Origin of the sequence: Alkalicoccobacillus gibsonii (assembly GCF_016798245.1) — a bacterium.
Lineage (GTDB): Bacteria > Bacillota > Bacilli > Bacillales > Bacillaceae_D > Alkalicoccobacillus > Alkalicoccobacillus gibsonii.
In genome coordinates this window covers 223,322-243,808 of sequence record NZ_JAEUZA010000004.1, presented here as the reverse complement: position 1 = coordinate 243,808, position 20,487 = coordinate 223,322, and the positions used below count along the sequence as shown (strand labels likewise).

The window sequence follows — 20,487 nt, the reverse complement described above, 5'->3', positions numbered from 1 at the left end:
TTCAATCGTAGAATCATTCGCCATTTTTTAATTGATTTTTTAGTTTGTCTCAGCCTCTCAAGCTCTTATGCTTTTAACTCTGCAATACGAGCTTCTACTGTTTTACGTTGTTCAGAGTAGTCAGCTTGTTTTTTCTTTTCTTCTTCAATTACTTTTGCTGGTGCTTTCGCTACAAAGCCTTCATTGCTTAGCTTTTTGTCTACACGTTCAACTTCTTTTGTTAAACGAGTTAGCTCTTTTTCAAGACGAGCTACTTCTTCTTCAATATTCAATAAACCAGCAAGTGGTAAGAAAAGCTCAACCCCACTTAACACTTGTGACATTGATTTTTCTGGTGCTTCAATGCTTGTTGAAATCTCAAGCTTACTTGGGTTACAGAACTTTTCAATAAACGCCTGACCTCTTTCTAATTGAGCCAAACTCTTCTCGTTAGCCGGGCGAACCAATAACTCGATTTGTTTGCTCATAGGAACATTTAGTTCAGAACGAATCGTACGAACCGAACGAATCACTTCTTTTAGCTGATTCATATCTTCAAGTGATTCCTCATAAATAAATTCCGAATGAACAATTGGCCAGTCAGCAACCGTAATGGATTCACCTTTGTGCGGAAGGTGCTGCCAAATTTCTTCCGTGATAAACGGCATAATTGGGTGCAACATTCTCATTGTTTGATCTAATACATAAGCAAGAACGGAACGAGTGGTTTGCTTCGCTGCTTCGTCTTCTCCGTATAGAGAAAGCTTAGCCATTTCAATGTACCAATCACACAGATCATCCCAGATGAAGTTGTATAACAATCTTCCTACTTCACCAAACTCATATTTATCAATTAGACGAGTAACTTCCTTAATCGTATCTTGAAGTCGAGTAAGGATCCATTTATCAGCAACCGTTTTCTCTCCGCTCAGATCGATGTCATCATATCCCATATCTTCCATATTCATTAACGCGAAACGGGAGGCATTCCAGATCTTATTACCAAAATTCCATGTTGCTTCGACTTTTTCCCAGTAAAAGCGCAAATCATTTCCCGGGGAACTTCCGGTTGTTAAGAAGAAACGCAGGGCATCTGCACCATATTTGTCAATAACATCATGAGGATCGACTCCATTACCAAGTGATTTACTCATCTTACGGCCATCCTCTGCACGAATCAACCCGTGGATTAACACATCGTTAAATGGACGCTCACCAGTAAATTCAATTCCTTGGAAGATCATACGAGCGACCCAGAAAAAGATAATATCGTATCCTGTTACGAGCGCACTGGTTGGGTAGAAACGTTTAAAGTCAATCGCTTCCTCATCAGGCCAGCCCATTGTAGAAAACGGCCATAGTGCAGAACTAAACCACGTATCAAGAACATCCTCATCTTGAGTCCAATTCTCAGCATCTTCAGGCGCTTCGTGGCCAACATAGATTTCCCCCGTTTCATTATGATACCAAGCTGGAATCCGGTGACCCCACCAAAGCTGACGAGAAATACACCAGTCACGAATATTATCCATCCAACGAAGATAGGTTTTTTCAAAACGATCTGGAACAAAGTTTACTTTGTCATCCGTCTTCTGAAGAGCAACTGCTGCATCCGCTAATGGTTGCATGTTTACGAACCATTGAGTAGATAAATAAGGCTCTACAACGGCACCGCTTCGTTCTGAGTGACCAACAGAATGTACATGTTCTTCAATTTTAAAGAGAATCCCTTGTTCTTGTAGATCAGAGACAATTTGTTTACGGCAATCAAAGCGATCTAACCCTTGATACGTTGCTGCATTTTCGTTCATTGATCCGTCTTCATTCATCACAAGGATACGTTCAAGATTATGGCGATTCCCGATCTCGAAGTCATTCGGATCATGTGCTGGGGTAATCTTAACGGCACCTGAACCAAATTCCATATCTACATAGTCATCGGCAACGATTGGAATCTCGCGTCCAACGATTGGTAATGTAACGGTCTTGCCAATAAGGTGTGCATAGCGCTCATCTTTAGGGTGAACAGCTACGGCCGTATCTCCAAGCATCGTTTCCGGTCTAGTTGTTGCGACCTCAATTGATCCACTGCCATCTGTTAACGGGTAATTCATATGATAGAACGCACCTGTAACATCTTCGTGGATTACCTCAATATCAGATAAAGCCGTTTTTGTAGCAGGATCCCAGTTAATAATGTATTCTCCACGATAGATTAAACCTTTATTGTAAAGCTTAACAAATACCTCGTTAACGGCTTTGGATAACCCTTCATCCAACGTAAAGCGTTCACGGGAGTAGTCAACGGAAATCCCAATTTTCGACCACTGATCACGGATAAACTGAGCATATTCCTCTTTCCATTCCCAAGACTTTTCAACAAAGGCTTCTCTACCTAAATCATACCGAGAAAGTCCTTCTTCTTTTAGCTTCGCTTCTACTTTTGCTTGTGTTGCAATTCCCGCATGGTCCATTCCCGGCAACCATAATGTATCAAAGCCTTGCATTCGCTTTGTACGAGCAAGGATATCTTGTAATGTTGCATCCCAAGCATGACCAAGGTGAAGTTTTCCAGTTACATTTGGAGGTGGAATCACGATTGAGTAAGGCGTCTTGCTTTCATCTCCAGTTGCTTCGAAAAACTTTCCTTTTACCCAATAGTCATACCATTTTGCTTCGGTTTCTTTTGGGTTGTACTTTGTTGGCATTTCCTTCTTTTGTTCTGCCATCGTGATAAGCCTCCTTTTTTTCATACAAAAAAACCCTTCATCTCAAAGGACGAAGAGTTCGCGGTACCACCTTTGTTTGCACAAAGGCAGATCTTCTCTACTTTATGCACACTCAATCTGTTAACGGCCAGCACCCGTCCTCACCTACTTACGTTCAGCAAGGCTGCTCACGGGCGACCTTCTACTTAACCTACCTAAGAAATCTTCCAGCCTAAGGATTTCTCTTTCTGTGAGGGGTTACGTATACTCTTCCCGATCTCTGCATGTCTATTTTAGAATATAGTCTATTCTATCCTGTTTCTATGTCTTTCGTCAATATCAGCATAGCCTAATTTCTGCACTTCTAATCACGAGTTATTGCACAATGAATGGAGATGCATAGTATGTAAACATAATCGTTTTATCGAAAGGGGAGATTGGGTTGCTACGTCGTGGGTATAAGAGACCTCCCTATTGTCCACCGCCAAAAAAATGGGGCATATGGTCTTACTGTAAGGCTATCTGCTATCAATGTTTGCTGCCAATCATTTGTTTTCAAGCCATACGATTGCTTCTCTTTCCAACTACGATCGATTTTATTTTATTGATCGTCCTAATTGTATTCTACTGTTCGATTTCGTTGAAGCTTTTTTGAAGGCAAAGCTGTCCATCTATACATGGCATAACAACCAACAGCTAAGATTAAACTATTTGTTGTTGTAATCGGAAACATTAAGATATCGTCCCACAAGGACATACTCGCCATACACAATCCTGTACCCAGAGCTACACTCACCCAACCAACAATTGTCCAAAGTAGAGGGCGTCCAATGGAGGGGCGATAGATTGTAATGTATGTTAAGATGGCTAATCCGCCATAACCAAATACAGCAAAAATAAGAAGTGGTACTACGGAAGCATGTGTTAAGGTGGCTCCACTATTTCCGTAACTGGCCATGCTCATGAAATGAACCGCTGCCTGCAATAAGAAAAAGACACTAACAATCAAAAATCCTTTTCCAACCATGGACAATAATATGTGACGCCAGGTCATACGTTGCAGCATCACCATTTGGCGTTCTAAATCCATTGGAGAATCGTACTCTCCGTGTATTTTAGTTTCATCCTTATCTAAAGCCAGCTGCTCCTTAAAGGTAAGAAGCAGCTGGTCGCACGTTTTAGCAGACAACCCTTTTGATTGAAGATACTCTTTCATATTGTGGAGAAGCGACGCATCTTGCATATGTTCTTTATTCTGCCCATCTTCCATTTTCAGCACCTCCAATCAACCAGATCAACTCAATGTATCTCAAATCGATGATAATAAATACAGTATAAGGAAATGAGTTTATTTCTGCAAGAGATCTATGTGTGAGATTCTGTTGACGTTGGTAAAAGTCTAGAGGCTAACCGCTGAGATTTTCTCATTGACAGTAAACGCTTCTCTAATCGCTGAACGTGAGCTAGCTCGCTCCAGTCTGATTCCTTTCGATGATACGCATCCACTGCGTACACCACCGGTTCTGGAAAGCAAAGATAACTACATAAAAGTTGTTTTTCTTCATCCAATAAAGGCAAGTGATGCTCGTATCTTGCAAACCATCTTAGAACCTCTTCATCGGACCACTGCGCATAAGGAAAACTATATCTGCAAAACGTTGCTAAGTCTCTAGCAGGTGTATCAAGACTCACACGTTCAAAATTAAAAAGAAGTGGTTCGTTATCTGGGGTGAATAAAGCATGATTACGAGAAAGTCTGCCGTGATTTAATACGCTTCGATACTTTCCTTTTTCCTTAGCTGCTTCATACCAGTTATTTAATTGAAACTTAGCCACTTCTGCCATTTGATCGAGAAGATGAACATGAGTCAGAAAGGTTAATTCAAAAGGTGACATGTATATTTTTTGCTCAGCTTGATCTGCAAAATGCATAAAGGTTAATTGTCGCGATTCCCATCGTTTCAATAGCTCTTGGTAGGATTGCTCAAGCTGTTCAAGTGAAAGCTCCTGTGTTTTAACTGTCATCCGATGAATGACACCCATTTGGTCGATAATTTTTTCTTCCATCGACTCTCTAGCTGTATACTCAGGTGATTCTACCCATGGCATCAAATAATAGCTGGCCTCTCCAACTGTGATTGTATATTCCCCGTATTTTGTAGGGATGAGAGGGATCGCTTGTTTGTAGCCGAGCTTTGTTAATCGATGCATAGCATGGACTAGTTCATCTGCCTGGGACTGAGATAAGGTGGTTTCTTTTAGGGCAAAGACGCCCCTTTGTGACTCCAGCTTTTTCACCTTTCCAAAAGCTGACTCAATGCGTTCGGGGTATAAATCATAATGGAATAAGATTGCTTCTAAAAACGATTGTTGTTGGTTCATTTTGACTGATTCCTCCTATCCAGCCAATCTGCTATTCCTTCAACGATATGTTTTGACTCATCCCAATCTAGCTTACATTGTAGAAACATCGATTGGAGAGTTTCTTCCGATACCATTCGCGGATCAATTTGGCTAATCGCTTCTAATTCATAAGGAATTAGACACTCTGCTAATAAAAAGTGTGCTTGATGATCCGGAAAAGCTCGGTACACTTCAGTTATTTGATTCAGTACACCTGCTAACCCTTCTGAATCTAGCTCAGTCGTTTGTTTCTTTAACCATTGACTAAGCGATGCATAGCCTTCCTCAGGATATTCAGTGCTACCATTCCAATGCAGCATCCCGTGAACGCTCCTCGCTTGTCCTGCATGATAAAGAGGATCAAGCAGAGGCCGTTGCGCTTCTTCTAAATGCTTGTTCTCTATCGCTTTTGCTTTTTTTAGACGTCGCTTGCCTTCATGAACCATGTTTCTCAAGGTGGGCTGAAATGACTCTGGGAAGCGCCAGATCTTTTTCTCGAGTGTAAAAAGATCAGGCACTTCCCGCTTTGTCCGATTTATCTCCATTTCCGCTTTTAATCCGTAATCAATCATCAATCCAATCAGAGTGCCAAGTACCTGTCCATTTTCTATATATGAAAATGGTTCAGTTACTTCATCATGAACGGTAACCCAAGTGGATTCCAAAGTAAAATAAGCGTCTTTCTCTTTCGTCCGAATCATTCGATCAGTAAGAACAATTGGCGCGCGGGAACAATGATCGCGCCAATTGATATGCCAGTTCAAGAGACTCTGATCATCCCAATGTCTCATTCGTTTTAGACCGTAGTCCGTTTCAATAATGTCCTCATCTATCATCTTTGCATGCTGCCATCCGTACTGCTTCTGAAGATCCTTGACCAGATCCATCTAAGCGCCTCCCCTCAAACTAAGACTGGACGGGAATGTAGAGAATCTGACCAGCTTCCACGTGATCCGCTTCCAATCGATTGGTACGAATGAGCTGACTCGTTGATACATCATAACGGTTTGCAATCGTATCAAGTGATTCATCTTCTTGAATAATGCACATTTTTACTCTTGTAAATTGCTCTTCACTTTTAGCCATCATGCCTGTTAGATAAAGTGCGTTTTCTTCGCGCTCTTCCGTTGCTTGATATGCTGGTTGTTGAGCTTGTTCTTCTTCTGATTGGGGGTCTTGTTGATCTTCATAATAGGCATCATTTCTATTGTTTTCTTCCGCATACACCTCTGGTTGCTTTGGTGCAAGTGTAATTCTCTGGAGTTCAGAAACCGTTGCGTCGTCATCTGCATAAACCACTTCTGTTTCTACTTCAATATCTTCTTCTACCTCAGCACGAACGACTTCTTCGTCAACTTCCTCTTCTTCTGATATCGCAGGTGCAGGCGTGGGCAATTGATACGCTTCATAGGCAAAAGATGTGTCTACTGCTTGCTCCTCTTGTTCTACTTCTGCATCCTCCTGAACAGCCTCTTGTGCTTCGACACGTCTAGCAGGCTCGTCTTGCGTAGTCATTCCACTAATGGATATGTCAGCTGTTAACTGAATGCAGCTCTTATCAGGTACATCATAATCAAACGATTCGACTTCAACATAGATGTCCTGTAAATTCTGGATTCGATCTAAAGGAATGGTTACATCAATTGGAAAAAAGTGTTTTAAATCACCCTTCCCATTCTCAGACACATTTACTTCCTCGATTGAACGAAACGAGGCTTGCTCACGATATCCATCCTCATCATCAATTTCTTGTTCCGTGGCTTGATCTGAATCAGCGAGTAAATATTCTCCTACTAGTCGTAACCCACCGACAATACTAACCTGGTTTCCACTCTCTTTGATTGTGATTTCAGGTGATAGTGACATACCGAGAATTTCTTCTATTTCCTGTCCTTTATTCAGCCATACCGATTCTTCTACCGTTAAAGTTAATTTTGAGGGATGCTCCTGCGTCATTCTAATTCCTCCTTATTAAATCAATTCCAAACAATCATGACTATACAATCCGTACATGAAAAGACTATGAGCCAACCATTAGATTTATGACAAAAAAAGATCTCTCTACACGTATGTAAAGAGATCTGGTTCTATTCTTTATTTCGTTATTTTTGCAAATGCACGTTCTGCTGCAGCTATAGTCGCCTCAATATCTTCATTCGTATGCTTTGTAGAGAGGAACATTCCCTCAAATTGAGAAGGAGGCAATGAGATCCCTTCTTCTAGCATGTTTTTGAAGTATTGAGAGAAGATCGACAAATCGGACGTCTGTGCCTTTTCAAAGCAATCTACTTTTTCATTGGTGAAGAAAAGACCGATCATTGAACCTGCACGATTAATGTGATGAGGAATGTCGTGCTTTTTAGCCGCTTCAGACAACCCTTCTTCTAATCGTTTCGCTTTTGCTGAGAACACTTCGTAATCGGCTTCTGACAGTTGGGATAATGTTTCGTATCCTGCAGTCATAGCAAGTGGGTTTCCAGAAAGAGTACCTGCTTGATAGATGGGACCGCTTGGAGCAATTTGCTCCATGATTTCACGTTTCCCTCCAAAAGCACCAACCGGTAAACCGCCACCGATTACCTTTCCTAAGCACGTTAGATCAGGTGTCACACCAAACGTACCTTGTGCACAATGATACCCAACTCTGAAACCTGTCATAACCTCATCAAAAATTAACAGTGTGCCGTTGTTCTCTGTTAACTCACGTAATGTCTCAAGAAAACCTGGTTCAGGAGGTACCACTCCCATGTTTCCAGCAACAGGCTCTACAATAACTGCGGCTAAATCGTCTCCAAATTCGTTAAAGGCATAACGAACACTTTGAACATCATTGTATGGAACCGTTAGTGTATTTTTAGCAACTGATTCAGGAACACCAGGACTATCAGGTAGCCCTAATGTAGCCACTCCAGATCCGGCTTTGATTAATAGAGAATCACCGTGTCCATGATAGCAGCCTGTGAACTTTAAGATCTTTGAACGTCCTGTATAGCCTCTAGCCAAACGCAGGGCACTCATCGTTGCTTCCGTTCCAGAGTTCACCATGCGCACTACTTCAATCGATGGAACACGATCAATGACAAGCTGAGCAAGCTTCGTTTCTAGCTCATTTGGTGCGCCAAAGCTTGTCCCTTTTTCCGTTGTTTTTTTAATTTGTTCAACAACTTGCGGATCAGCGTGACCTAAGATTAACGGTCCCCAGGAAAGCACATAGTCAATGTACTCATTCCCATCAATATCTCGAATTCTTGAACCGCTACCGCTTTCCATATAAACAGGACTCATATCCACTGACTTAAACGCACGCACTGGGCTATTCACCCCACCTGGCATAAGTGGCTTTGCCTGTTCAAAGGCTGCTTCTGATTTAGAATAGTTCATGACCTGACCGCTCCTTTATCTGTTTGACTCGTTCATCCATTTCACAGCATCTTTTGCATGATACGTTAAAATAAGATCCGCTCCAGCCCGCTTCATACTTAGAAGTTTCTCCAGCACCACTTCACGTTCATTAATCCAGCCGTTGAGTGCTGCTGCCTTTACCATCGCATACTCTCCACTTACATTGTACGCAACAAGAGGAACACCAGAGTAATCCTTTACTTCACGAATAATATCCAGATAAGAAAGAGCTGGCTTTACAATTAAAAAGTCGGCACCCTCTTCTAAATCTGATTGAGCTTCACGAATCGCTTCTTCTCGGTTAGCAGGATCCATTTGATACGTTTTTCGATCACCAAAGGACGGGGCACCATGTGCCGCATCACGGAACGGTCCATAAAAGGCAGAAGCATATTTTACGGAATAAGCCATAATCGGTACATGAGTAAATCCAGCCTCATCTAAACCGTGGCGAATCGCTGTAACAAACCCATCCATCATATTAGACGGAGCAATAATATCAGCTCCTGCTTTTGCTTGTGAAACAGCCGTTTGTACAAGAATAGAAAGAGACGGATCATTATCAATTTCGCCGTCTTTGATGACGCCACAGTGGCCATGATCTGTAAATTGACACAGACATGTATCAGCAATGACTGTTAACTCAGGATACGCCTCTTTAATGACTCGGGTCGCTTCTTGCACAATCCCATGATCATGAAAAGCCTGACTTCCTTCAGCGTCTTTCTCAGCCGGAAGACCAAAAAGAATAATGGACGGAATCCCAAGCTCAACTACTTCTTTTACTTCACTCAGGACTTCATGAAGTGGCCATTGAAACACTCCTGGCATCGAAGCGACCTCAGTTACTTCACTTCCTGATTCCTTCACAAAGATTGGATAGATAAAATCATCGTGGCTTAATGTGGTCTCTCTAATCATTCTCCGTATAGAGGAAGATTGTCTTAGCCGACGATGCCGATCAAATGTTAATTCTGACATGTTGCTTCACTCCTTATTTAAACGAACCATTTCTTCAATCATGGCTTTTGTTGTGTAAATACTCGGTACAGCTGAGACTGTAAGCCCACACTTTTTCGCCTCAATCGCTGTGATTGGTCCAATACAGATGATTTTTGCATCTGGGAATAAGTGCCCTGTCCCGCTGACTAACCGGCTACTAATAGTGCAATAGTGCCTAACGGTTGAGGCACTAGTGAATGTTAGGTAATTAGGCACAACCGAGTTTGCTGCGATTGCCTCAAGCTGTTTCTCGGCTTCGCTTGGTTGAAACGTCTCATAAACCGGTAGATCATATACGACACGAGCTGATTCCAACAGCTTGTTCGCTAAAAGTGGACGCGCTAGGTTTCCCCTCGGTATCAAAATGTGATCACCTGTTTTTGTTTGTGAGAGTAGTGCCTCTGCAAGTGACCCTGCTTCATAGTGTGCCGGCATAAGATTCACATGAATCCCGTAGTCCTCGAGCTTTTTTGTTGTTTGTGTTCCAACAGATGCCACCTTCATTGATTGACGGATGATCATGAGTTCTTGCTTTGTTAAAGAATCTAAGAAAAACCTCACACCATTTACACTTGTAAATACAATCCATTGAAACGAATGGAGTTTACTGATCAGTTGCATGCGTTGCTCATGACCTAAACACGGACGCACATCAATGAGAGGCACCTGATGTGCTTTTGCACCTAATTGTTCAATTTGCCGAGCAAAAAGCTCTGCTTGCTCTGGAGCACGAGTAATGAGGACCCGCGCTCCTTTTAATGAATTAGGAATCAAGGTCACGCTTAACCTTTTCTAAAATTTCGTCAGCCCCTTGATCCAATAACGCAGCCGCAACAGATTTTCCTAGTTCTTCTGGAGAGTCTCCGGACTTTGTTTCATGTAAAAGGACTTTACCATCAGGTGAACCAACTAAACCTGTTAACTCAAGCTGGCCATCCTTTAATGTAGCATATCCAGCTATTGGAACCTGGCATCCTCCCTCAAGCGTATGCAAAAAGCTACGCTCCGCTCGGACGGTTTGAGAGGTTGTTGGACAATTCAATTTATCAAGTAGATCAATGAGCTCCTGATCGTTTGTACGACACTCAAGCCCAAGTGCCCCTTGTCCAACAGCTGGCACACAAACCTCAGGTTCTAGATACTCAGTGACAAAATCTTTTGTATAGCCAAGTCGGTTCAGACCTGCTGCCGCAAGAACAATGGCACTAAATGATTCTTCTTTTAGCTTTCGTAATCTAGTCTCGACATTACCGCGAATCCACTGTACCTCAAGGTCAGGTCGCTTCGCAAGAATTTGAGAGGATCGTCTTAAGCTGCTTGTCCCAACAATGGAGCCACTTGGTAAGTCTGCTAGCTTCACATGACCTTCTGAGATTAATGCATCTCGTGGGTCTTCTCTTGTTGTAATCGCTCCAAGCGTAAAGCCATCAGGTAAAACGGAAGGAACATCCTTCATACTGTGAACAGCCAAATCAATTTCACCCTGTTCAAGTGCTTGTTCAATTTCTTTTACAAATAACCCTTTACCACCGACCTTGGATAAGGTGACATCGAGAATCCGATCTCCTTTGGTCACGATTTCTTTTATTTCAAAGTGATAAGGCAAGTTAAGCTGCTTTAATTGCTCAATGACCCACTTTGTTTGAGTTAATGCTAGGTTGCTTCTTCTTGTTCCTAAAACGATCGTACGCATAACATCCTCCATTTCTTCTCGCTGTCATCAAGTCCAGATATGAAAATTAGAATATTGACCTGATAAAAAGTAATTGATTAACAAAACTAAAAACGCACTAATGTTTAACAGAATCGTCTGGTATCCTCTTCTATAGTTTACCACACGCTGGTAAAGATACACCCCATAAACGATTAAGGTCAGCATGGACGTAAGGGTCTTTACATCCGTCCAAGGCAGGCTCCCATATTCAACGGAGGACCAAACAAAGCCAAAGATCACTCCCATTAGCATAAGCGGAAAACCGATGGAAGCTGTTAAAAACGAATAGCGTTCTAAAAATGGAAACGGTCCAAAGCGCTCTAAACGGTTGCTCCACTTTTTCTTTTTTAACATTTGATGCTGAAGAACATAAAGAATCGAAAACGAGAAGCTTAAAGTAAAGGCTGTATATGAAAGCAGAATAAAACTAATATGTAGTACGAGCAGCTCCGATTGCAGCATACTCGCTAAATACGTTGGAACTTCCGTATGTGGCTTAAACAGACTCATCGTCATCATACTGAAGCCAACAACATTCATCACAAAGATCAGAAAATCAACTTTGAAGCGTAGGTTAATGACTAATGAAATGGTCACAACACTCCACGCATAAAAAAAGAGCCCTTCAAATGGGGTAACGATTGGAAATCTCCCCACTTCCAGTGCTCTCAGGACAAAGTAAACTGTCTGTAAGCTCCAGACAATTGAAAGCAACCAGAAAGCCACAACGTTGACTTTCCGGTTGTTAAAAATAAAATCAATAAAGTATCCGAGGACACTGAAGCTGTATAAAATAACAGTAATAGGATAAATCCAATTCATATTAGGAACTCCTCACTTAAGAACGGACAGCCACCTTATCTTCAGAAGGAACCGTCGCAAACGACACGTGCTTACTTTGTTCCCATTGATCTTCAGCTGCACGCATGGACGCCTGCTTCTCTTGTTCTGCGAGCTCAAACTCAAGAGCAAACATCTTTGTCACCATATCAAGTGACTCGTTTGGATCCTCTTCGCCCGCTAGCTCTTTAATACGAGTAATCGGATCCTTTAGCAGCTGATTCACTATACTTTTTGTATGCTTACGCAGGACTTTACGATCGCGCTCAGAGAGATGAGGAAGCTTACGTTCGATACTCTCCATTGTATCAGCTTGTACAGCTAAAGCCTTAGAACGTAGAGCTGTTATCACTGGAACCACACCCAGTGTATTTAACCATTGATTAAATTGAACAAGCTCCGCTTCAATTAGAAGTCCAATCTTTTCGGCTTCTTTTTCTCTTTCAGCTAGATTTGACTCAACGATGTTTTGAAGATCATCAATATCATATAGATAGACGTCATCGAATTCACCAATCGCTGGATCAATATCACGAGGAACCGCAATATCTACGATAAATAACGGGCGCCCTTTTCTTTTTTTCAAAGCGGCCGCTACGTTTTGTTTTGTTACTACAAAATCACGTGAACCTGTTGAACTAATAAATACATCCGCATCAATCAAAGCATCTTCAAGCTCATCAAACGCTCTCGCTTTACCTGAGAAGCGATTTGCAAGCTCTCTTGCTTTTTCTTCTGTACGGTTGATCACTGTAATTTCTGCAGCTCCATTTGAATGCAAATGCTTGGCTGTGAGCTCACTCATTTTTCCCGCTCCTAGCACAAGTACATTCTTCTTAGCAAAGCTTCCAAAAATACGTTTTCCTAGCTCAACACCTGCATAGCTGACAGAAACCGCCTGCTGTGAAATGTCCGTTAGAGAATGAGCTTTTTTGGCAAATGTCACTGCTTGTTTAAACAACTCATTAAAGATGGTACCTGTCACTTGTTCGGTTTGTGCAAGCAGAAACTGAGACTTAACCTGTCCTAGAATTTGTGTTTCTCCTAGAATCATTGAATCAAGTCCGGCTGTTACACGCATTAAGTGCTCAATGGCCACATCGTTTTCTTTTATATGAAGATAAGGTGTAATCTCATCTTTTGAAATATCAAACCAATCCGACAGAAATGTTTTCGTAAAATGACGACCCGTATGAAGCTGATCGGCAACGACGTACACTTCTGTCCGATTACAGGTAGATATGATTACACATTCTAGTATGCTCTTTGACACACGTAATTGTTTTAAAGCAGCGGGGAGCTCCGTTTCCTGAAATGCAACTTTTTCTCTCATCTCAACCGGGGCTGTTTTATAATTTAATCCCACTTGTATTATGTGCATGTGTCGCTCACCCCTTAAAAAAATATTACGGTCTATGTGCTTACCCATTAACATTGTACTCGGTTTCATTCATTCAATAGTATAACATGTAAATGAGCATTCTCATCGTAAATTTATGTGAACTTTTTCTCATGTTGTGCTACCATAAATTCAAGTTTAACAAACTAACCCTGTTAATGGTATGCCTTTTGACTCATTTCGGCAAATGATCTGCTTACCACAAAATCGGAGGTATGAATTCTGAGAAAAGGAAAAGCCGTATCCATAATGCCCGGTGTCTTGCTCATCGGACTTGGTAGCTACTTTTTATTACAAGCCTTCCCGCAATTAGCAGGAAATCAACTTCTAACCTGGCCTTCTATCTTACTAATCATTGGATTGGCTCTTTTGTTTCAAAGTAAATATGACGGGTTTTTGTCGTTTCCAGGTGCGCTCTTAATTGGCCTAGCCATTCATTATCACGGATTGCAGCTCATTTCATTTTGGCCCAGCCATTTGGGTATGTATCCGCTCATTATCAGTATGTCCTTTTTATTCCTTTATACTCGGACGAGACATCAAGGTCTTATCCCAGGCATTTTGTTATTTTTGCTTGCACTATTTATGCTCTCACCATGGAAACCCTATTTGCAAAACCCAGCCTTTCTGCCATTTGGAGACTATTTTTGGCCGATCGTACTTATTGTCATTGGATTCATTATGCTTTATCAGAAGAAGAAATAAAAAAGAGGCAAATGATTCCAAGAATCATTTGCCTCTTTCACATGTTAAATCATTTTTTGAATGGCACGCCAGACAGGTTCACGTCCGTACCCTGTTTCAGATGAGAAAAGCAAAAGTTGGTCTTCTTCTCGCATTTCAAGTTCGTCTGTAATAATTTTTAGATGCTTCTGCCATTTTGATTTAGGAATTTTGTCACCCTTTGTTGCAACAACAATAACCGGAATATCAAAATGATGCAACCAATCATACATGAGCTTGTCCTCTTTTGAAGGCTTATGCCTCGAATCGACAAGCAGTAAAACCGCTTTTAGCTGCTCGCGTTCCATAAAAAACTGCTCAATCATTTTTCCCCATTGATCTCTTACTGATCTTGCTACTTTAGCAAACCCATACCCTGGTACATCAACAAAATGAATCTTTTCATTAATTTCATAGAAATTAAGAGTTTGAGTCTTACCGGGCTGACCAGACGTTCTCGCCAGGCTTTTCCGATTGATCATTTTATTAATAAATGATGATTTACCCACATTGGACCTTCCTGCCAAGGCTATCTCCGGCAGAAAGGTATTAGGATATTGTTCAGGTTTCACAGCAATATACTTAAGATCAACCTTTGTAATTTTCATATGGTCATTCCCCTAAAGCGTGTTCCAACACCTGATCCAGGTGTGACACGAGTATAAATTGAAGCTCATCGCGTACACTCTTTGGAATATCATCCAGGTCTTTTTCATTATCTTGCGGAATAATAATGGTCTTTAACCCTGCACGATGCGCGCTCATTGATTTTTCTTTTAATCCACCGATAGGCAGAACTCTACCTCTTAACGTAATCTCACCTGTCATTCCTACTTCACGTTTAACATAACGACCTGTTAGCGCAGAAATTAAGGCTGTAGCCATTGTAATTCCAGCAGATGGACCATCTTTAGGAGTGGCTCCTTCTGGCACGTGAATGTGGATATCCATATTTTCATGGAAGGAAGAGTCAATCTTCAGTTCATTAGAGCGAGAACGAATGTAGCTGAATGCCGCTTGAGCCGACTCTTTCATAACGTCTCCAAGCTTTCCTGTTAACGTCAGCTTACCCTTACCCGGTACAACTGATACCTCAATTGATAATGTATCCCCACCTGCTGATGTATAAGCAAGTCCAGTAGCTGCACCAATTTGATTTTCTTCTTCTGCAAGCCCATAACGGAAACGAGGCTTACCAAGCATTTCTTCAACAACTTTGTCGGTTACATTTACACGTTTCTTTTCCCCGGTAACGAGAACTTTAGCTGCCTTCCGACAAAGAGTTGCCATTTGTCGCTCGAGGTTTCTTACACCCGCTTCACGTGTGTAGTAACGGATAACCTTTTGGAGTGCTTCATTTGTTACACGCATTTTATTACCATTTAATCCGTGTTCTTTAATCTGTTTTGGAAGCAGATATGTTTTAGCAATCTCCATTTTTTCAAGCTCTGTATATCCAGCAATTGAAATGATCTCCATCCGGTCAAGTAAAGGTCCAGGAATGGTGTTTAAATTATTTGCCGTTGTTACAAACATGACCTTAGACAAATCATATGGCTCTTCAATGTAATGATCACTAAATGTGTTGTTTTGTTCAGGATCTAGGACCTCAAGCAACGCAGAAGATGGATCTCCTCTAAAATCTTGAGCCATCTTATCAATCTCATCAAGTAAAAAGACAGGATTGATGGTGCCCGCTTTTTTCATCCCTTGAATTAATCGACCAGGCATCGCCCCTACATATGTGCGTCTATGCCCACGAATTTCGGCTTCATCACGAACGCCTCCAAGCGACATCCGAACAAATTCTCGATTAAGTGAACGAGCAATGGAACGAGCAAGAGAGGTTTTCCCTACTCCTGGAGGACCTGTTAAGCAAAGAATTGGACCTTTCAGCTCTTGAGTAAGCTGTCTGACCGCTAAATATTCTAAGACACGTTCTTTTACCTTTTCCAGTCCATAATGATCCTCATTCAATACTTGTTCTGAATGATTTACATCAAGCTGATCATCGGTTTCATTGACCCACGGTAGTTGGATAAGCCAGTCTAAATAGGTCCGTAAAACAGAACTCTCAGCTGAGCTTGCAGGCATCTTTTCAAAGCGATCTAGTTCCTTTAATGCTTTCTCTTTTGTTGAGGCTGGCATCTCCGTAGCTTCAATCTGCTCTCTTAAGCTACTTACTTCACCAGAGCGTCCGTCTTTGTCTCCAAGCTCTTTCTGAATAGCCTTCATCTGTTCACGCAAATAATATTCCTTTTGCGTTTTTTCCATCGACTTCTTAACACGTTGGCTAATTTTCTTCTCGAGACCGAGAATCTCTTGCTCGTTATTTAAAATGTCAATTAGCTTAACAAGACGTGCGTGAATAGAGCTTGTTTCAAGTAACTCCTGCTTCTGTTGAAGCTTAAGTGGCAAGTTGGCTGCAATGACATCCGTTAAACGACTTGCTTCTGTAATATCGGCAACCGTAGCTACTGTTTCAGCAGACACCTTCTTTGAAATCTTAGAGAACTGCTCAAACATGGACATGACGTGCCGCATCATCGCTTGTACTTCTGACGTCACTTCTGTGTCCTCTTCATGAATAGCTGAAATCTCAACATGTAAATAGGACTCATTAGTAATGTACCGCTCTATCTTCGCTCGCTTGAGACCTTCTACATGAATGCGAACCGTTCCATTTGAAAGCTTTGTCATTTCGTTTACACGAGCAAGCGTACCAACCGTGTAGATATCTTCTTCTGTTGGTTGATCAAGCTTAATTTCTTTCTGAGTAGACAGAAAAATTTCCTGGTCATCTTCCATCGCTTGCTGCAAAGCCTCTACAGATTTTGTTCTCCCTACATCAAGATGTAACACCATCTTTGGAAAAACCAATAATCCACGTAAAGGCAGAAGCGGAATATGCCGTTTCTTTTCTGTTTCGACCATCCGCGAACACCTCCGAATTCCTGTTCCAGACAAATCAGACAAGGATTAGTTTCTTAGTAGACCCTAATCCTCGTTCTGTTATCGTAGTCTATGCGTTCTTGCTGTTATACGCGCACATTATGTCAACATTTCTTTTCATAACTAATCGCTTTCTAGGCATAGTCAAGCACTTTCTCAATTCTATCTTATCCAGGTTTTTTTGTCTATTTATACAGACGTAGCAATTGATCCTTTAGTAGCAGCCTGCGCCGGAATGGTTTCTTCCTTAATGGATGGTAATAATGCAAGTTCAAGCACATCATCCAATGTGGAAACCGGTATGACCTCTACTCCATCAATTTCCTGAAGAATGGACTCGGCATTCTCAACCGGAATAATGACTTTGGTTGCTCCTGCTAACTTAGCTGCTTCTACCTTTGCTACCACACCACCAATGGGCTTAACCTGACCACGAATGCTAAGCTCTCCTGTCATGGCAAGATCATGCCTAATTGGTTGTTCATGAATCGCTGAATAGATCCCACAAGCGATTGCAATCCCAGCTGACGGTCCATCCACTGGACCCCCACCTGGAAAGTTCACATGAATATCGTAATCAGCAGTTGGTGTTCCCATTCGTCGTAGTACGGTGACTACATTCTCAACGGAACCTTTGGCCATACTTTTGCGTCGGATTGAACGTGATTGGGTTCCAGTGCTCTCCTCCTCAGCAATGCCTGTAATATTAATGGTTCCTTTTTGCATGTGAGGAATGACATTGACTTCAATTTCAAGGAGTGCACCTAAGTTCGGACCATATACAGCTAATCCATTCACAAGTCCAATAGCTGGCTCATCGTGAATTCGTTTTTCTGGACGCGGTGTAATTTGTCCAGCATGAAGGACCCACTCGATGTCGTTCACTTGAATTTGTTTTCGCCCCTCTGCTAATGCCAGTCCTGAGGCAATTTGAATAATATTGACGGTTTCACGACCATTTGTTGCATATTTTGATATCTTCGTCCCTGCTTGTTCGTCTAGTTCAAATTGTATTTTTTGCGCGGCATTTTGAGCGATCTTTATTATTTCCTCAGGCTTTAACGCTCTGAAAAACACTTCCATACAGCGAGAACGAATAGCTGGTGGAATTTCATCCGGTTGCCTTGTTGTTGCTGCAATTAAGCGAAAATCAGCTGGCAATCCCTTTTGGAATATCTCATGGATGTGCTTAGGTATGTTAGCATTCTCTTCATTGTAGTAGACGCTTTCTAGAAAAACCTTGCGATCTTCTAACACTTTCAGAAGTTTATTTTGTTGAATGGAGTGAAGCTCCCCAATCTCATCAATAAATAATACGCCTCCGTGTGCTTTTGATACAGCTCCTTGCTTGGGTTGCGGAATACCTGCTTGTCCCATAGCACCGGCTCCTTGATAGATCGGATCGTGAACAGAACCAATTAGTGGATCAGCAATTCCCCGTTCATCAAATCTGGCTGTTGTTCCGTCTAGTTCTACAAAAACAGCTTCCTTAGCAAAAGGAGAGCCTGCATGCGTTTTGGCTTCCTTTAGTACCAATCGGGCTGCTGCTGTTTTACCAACGCCTGGTGGACCATATATAATAACGTGCTGAGGGTTTGGACCACACAGTGCTGCTTTTAATGCACGAATTCCCTCTTTTTGACCAACAATGTCTTCAAATCCGCTTGGACGGACTTTTTCAGACAATGGTTCTGTTAACGTAATCGCTCGCATTTTTCTTAGTTGTTCCATCTCTTTTTTTGATTCTTTATCAATACTGACTCGCTGACTGCGTTGACCCTTTAACAAATTCCAAAAGTAAAGGCCAATGACTACACCAAAAAATAATTGTACAATTAACACAATACCTGTCCAGTTCACACCATTTCCTCCTGTCACTCACTAATCTGTGTTTAGTATGACCGAACCGCCGTAGACTCATTACGGCATATTTGTCTAACGCATAGTAAATGTTGGAAGAATGAGTACAAACAAAAAAAGAGCAGCGACTATTCGCTGCTCTTTACGTTATGCACTTTCTTTTGGTTTTCTCGCATCGATGGTAATTTCCGTACCATCATCTGATTTAAGAATTGGTGCGGCATCTTCCGTTATACATTTATCGTGAATAATACATTTCACAATGTCTTCACGTGACGGTAGGTCAAACATCACATCTAGCATGATGCCTTCAATAATGGAACGAAGTCCACGAGCACCTGTTTTACGTTCAATCGCTTTATTGGCGATCTCAGTTAAAGCGGCCTCTGTGAATTCAAGTTCAACATCATCAAGCTCTAAAAGCTTTTGGTATTGTTTCACTAGTGCGTTCTTCGGTTGAGTTAGGATCTCAACAAGCGCTTTTGAATCAAGTGGCTCTAGACTTGAAATGACTGGTAGGCGACCGATAAATTCTGGAATAAGTCCAAAACGTAATAAATCTTCTGGGAGAACTTTTGCTAGGTATTCACCTGGTTTTAGTTCTTCTTGTTTTGTATCGGATCCAAATCCGATGATCTTTTTACCAAGACGGCGTTTAATAATTTGCTCGATCCCGTCAAATGCTCCACCACAAATAAATAAAACATTTGTCGTATCAATTTGGATGAATTCTTGATGAGGATGCTTACGTCCGCCTTGAGGTGGCACGCTTGCTGTTGTTCCTTCAAGAATTTTAAGAAGGGCTTGCTGTACACCCTCACCAGATACATCACGTGTAATAGACGGGTTCTCAGACTTACGAGCTACCTTGTCAATTTCATCGATGTAGATAATTCCTTTTTCCGCTTTTTCAACATCATAGTCTGCTGCTTGAATCAGTTTAAGTAAGATGTTCTCTACATCTTCCCCAACATAACCAGCTTCAGTTAGTGATGTAGCATCAGCTACTGCAAATGGTACATTTAGAATACGTGCTAACGTTTGAGCAAGTAACGTTTTACCACTACCTGTAGGCCCAATCATACAAATATTACTCTTAGCAAGCTCAACTTCCTCTGAGCGGCTTAAGGAGTTAATACGCTTATAATGATTGTACACTGCTACGGAAAGCGATTTTTTCGCATTCCCTTGACCAATGACATAATCATCTAGCACTTCACAGATTTCATATGGCTTTGGAATTTCTTGAAATTCTACTTCTTCTTCTGTTCCAAGCTCTTCTTCCACAATTTCTGTACATAATTCAATACATTCATCACAAATGTAAACACCTGGTCCAGCGATTATCTTTCTTACTTGCGCTTCCGTCTTGCTACAGAACGAACATGAAAGTTCCCTACTCTTATCAGCCAAAGAAATCACCTCTATAAAGTAAACGATTCATCCTCCGAGTTCAACTAAAAAGCCTTCTAATTCCAATCTGTTTCTACGAGTTTCAGCTATTG

Annotated in this window: 16 protein-coding genes and 1 other annotated feature; of the genes, 1 reads left to right on the top strand and 15 read right to left on the bottom strand. The window is 41.6% G+C overall.

Annotated elements, in window-relative coordinates:
- Window positions 1-65 precede the first annotated feature (65 nt).
- The 11 genes from JNO66_RS16230 to hemA form a co-directional block, all read right to left on the bottom strand.
- The gene (locus JNO66_RS16230) at window positions 66-2,708 is read right to left on the bottom strand and encodes a valine--tRNA ligase (protein WP_203089888.1); all 2,643 of its coding nucleotides are present in this window, start codon (window positions 2,706-2,708) and stop codon (window positions 66-68) included.
- Window positions 2,709-2,750: 42 nt separating this feature from the next.
- Window positions 2,751-2,977: a binding site (T-box leader), on the bottom strand.
- Between the two features lie 323 nt (window positions 2,978-3,300).
- Window positions 3,301-3,957 carry a hypothetical protein gene (locus tag JNO66_RS16225; protein ID WP_203089876.1) on the bottom strand — a complete coding sequence of 219 codons (657 nt, stop codon included), beginning with the start codon at window positions 3,955-3,957 and terminating at the stop codon, window positions 3,301-3,303.
- A 95-nt stretch (window positions 3,958-4,052) separates the two neighbouring features.
- On the bottom strand, window positions 4,053-5,069 hold the full coding sequence (gene ysxE, locus JNO66_RS16220; protein WP_203089873.1) for a spore coat protein YsxE: 1,017 nt from the start codon (window positions 5,067-5,069) through the stop codon (window positions 4,053-4,055).
- Complete coding sequence (locus JNO66_RS16215; RefSeq protein WP_203089870.1) at window positions 5,066-5,977, bottom strand: hypothetical protein; 912 nt, start codon at window positions 5,975-5,977, stop codon at window positions 5,066-5,068. The genes ysxE and JNO66_RS16215 overlap by 4 nt, the downstream gene beginning before the upstream one ends.
- 19 nt (window positions 5,978-5,996) lie before the next feature.
- Window positions 5,997-7,046, bottom strand: a complete 1,050-nt coding sequence (gene spoVID, locus JNO66_RS16210) for a stage VI sporulation protein D (RefSeq protein ID WP_203089868.1) — start codon at window positions 7,044-7,046, stop codon at window positions 5,997-5,999.
- Between the two features lie 138 nt (window positions 7,047-7,184).
- Window positions 7,185-8,471 carry a glutamate-1-semialdehyde 2,1-aminomutase gene (gene hemL, locus JNO66_RS16205; RefSeq protein ID WP_203089865.1) on the bottom strand — a complete coding sequence of 429 codons (1,287 nt, stop codon included), beginning with the start codon at window positions 8,469-8,471 and terminating at the stop codon, window positions 7,185-7,187.
- Window positions 8,472-8,486: 15 nt separating this feature from the next.
- The gene (gene hemB, locus JNO66_RS16200; RefSeq protein WP_203089863.1) at window positions 8,487-9,473 is read right to left on the bottom strand and encodes a porphobilinogen synthase; all 987 of its coding nucleotides are present in this window, start codon (window positions 9,471-9,473) and stop codon (window positions 8,487-8,489) included.
- A gap of 6 nt (window positions 9,474-9,479) precedes the next feature.
- A complete protein-coding gene (locus JNO66_RS16195; RefSeq protein WP_203089861.1) occupies window positions 9,480-10,268 on the bottom strand; it encodes a uroporphyrinogen-III synthase in 789 nt (262 codons plus the stop codon).
- Window positions 10,258-11,187: a hydroxymethylbilane synthase gene (gene hemC, locus JNO66_RS16190; protein ID WP_203089858.1), complete on the bottom strand. Its 930-nt coding sequence runs from the start codon at window positions 11,185-11,187 to the stop codon at window positions 10,258-10,260. Before hemC ends, JNO66_RS16195 begins: the two co-directional genes overlap by 11 nt.
- 27 nt (window positions 11,188-11,214) lie before the next feature.
- On the bottom strand, window positions 11,215-12,030 hold the full coding sequence (locus JNO66_RS16185; RefSeq protein ID WP_203089856.1) for a cytochrome C assembly family protein: 816 nt from the start codon (window positions 12,028-12,030) through the stop codon (window positions 11,215-11,217).
- A gap of 16 nt (window positions 12,031-12,046) precedes the next feature.
- Window positions 12,047-13,429, bottom strand: coding sequence for a glutamyl-tRNA reductase (gene hemA, locus JNO66_RS16180; RefSeq protein WP_203089838.1), 1,383 nt, complete (start codon window positions 13,427-13,429; stop codon window positions 12,047-12,049).
- Between the two features lie 267 nt (window positions 13,430-13,696).
- Between hemA and JNO66_RS16175 the strand changes: the two genes are divergently transcribed.
- The gene (locus tag JNO66_RS16175; RefSeq protein WP_203089835.1) at window positions 13,697-14,152 is read left to right on the top strand and encodes a hypothetical protein; all 456 of its coding nucleotides are present in this window, start codon (window positions 13,697-13,699) and stop codon (window positions 14,150-14,152) included.
- 44 nt (window positions 14,153-14,196) lie between these two features.
- Here JNO66_RS16175 and yihA read toward each other — a convergent pair whose 3' ends face one another.
- From yihA to clpX, 4 genes are all read right to left on the bottom strand, one after another.
- The gene (gene yihA / locus JNO66_RS16170; protein WP_203089832.1) at window positions 14,197-14,778 is read right to left on the bottom strand and encodes a ribosome biogenesis GTP-binding protein YihA/YsxC; all 582 of its coding nucleotides are present in this window, start codon (window positions 14,776-14,778) and stop codon (window positions 14,197-14,199) included.
- A 4-nt stretch (window positions 14,779-14,782) separates the two neighbouring features.
- Window positions 14,783-17,104 carry an endopeptidase La gene (lon, locus tag JNO66_RS16165; RefSeq protein WP_203089829.1) on the bottom strand — a complete coding sequence of 774 codons (2,322 nt, stop codon included), beginning with the start codon at window positions 17,102-17,104 and terminating at the stop codon, window positions 14,783-14,785.
- Window positions 17,105-17,311: 207 nt separating this feature from the next.
- The gene (gene lonB, locus JNO66_RS16160) at window positions 17,312-18,982 is read right to left on the bottom strand and encodes an ATP-dependent protease LonB (protein WP_203089826.1); all 1,671 of its coding nucleotides are present in this window, start codon (window positions 18,980-18,982) and stop codon (window positions 17,312-17,314) included.
- Between the two features lie 147 nt (window positions 18,983-19,129).
- The gene (gene clpX / locus JNO66_RS16155) at window positions 19,130-20,404 is read right to left on the bottom strand and encodes an ATP-dependent protease ATP-binding subunit ClpX (protein ID WP_203089823.1); all 1,275 of its coding nucleotides are present in this window, start codon (window positions 20,402-20,404) and stop codon (window positions 19,130-19,132) included.
- Window positions 20,405-20,487: the final 83 nt, after the last annotated feature.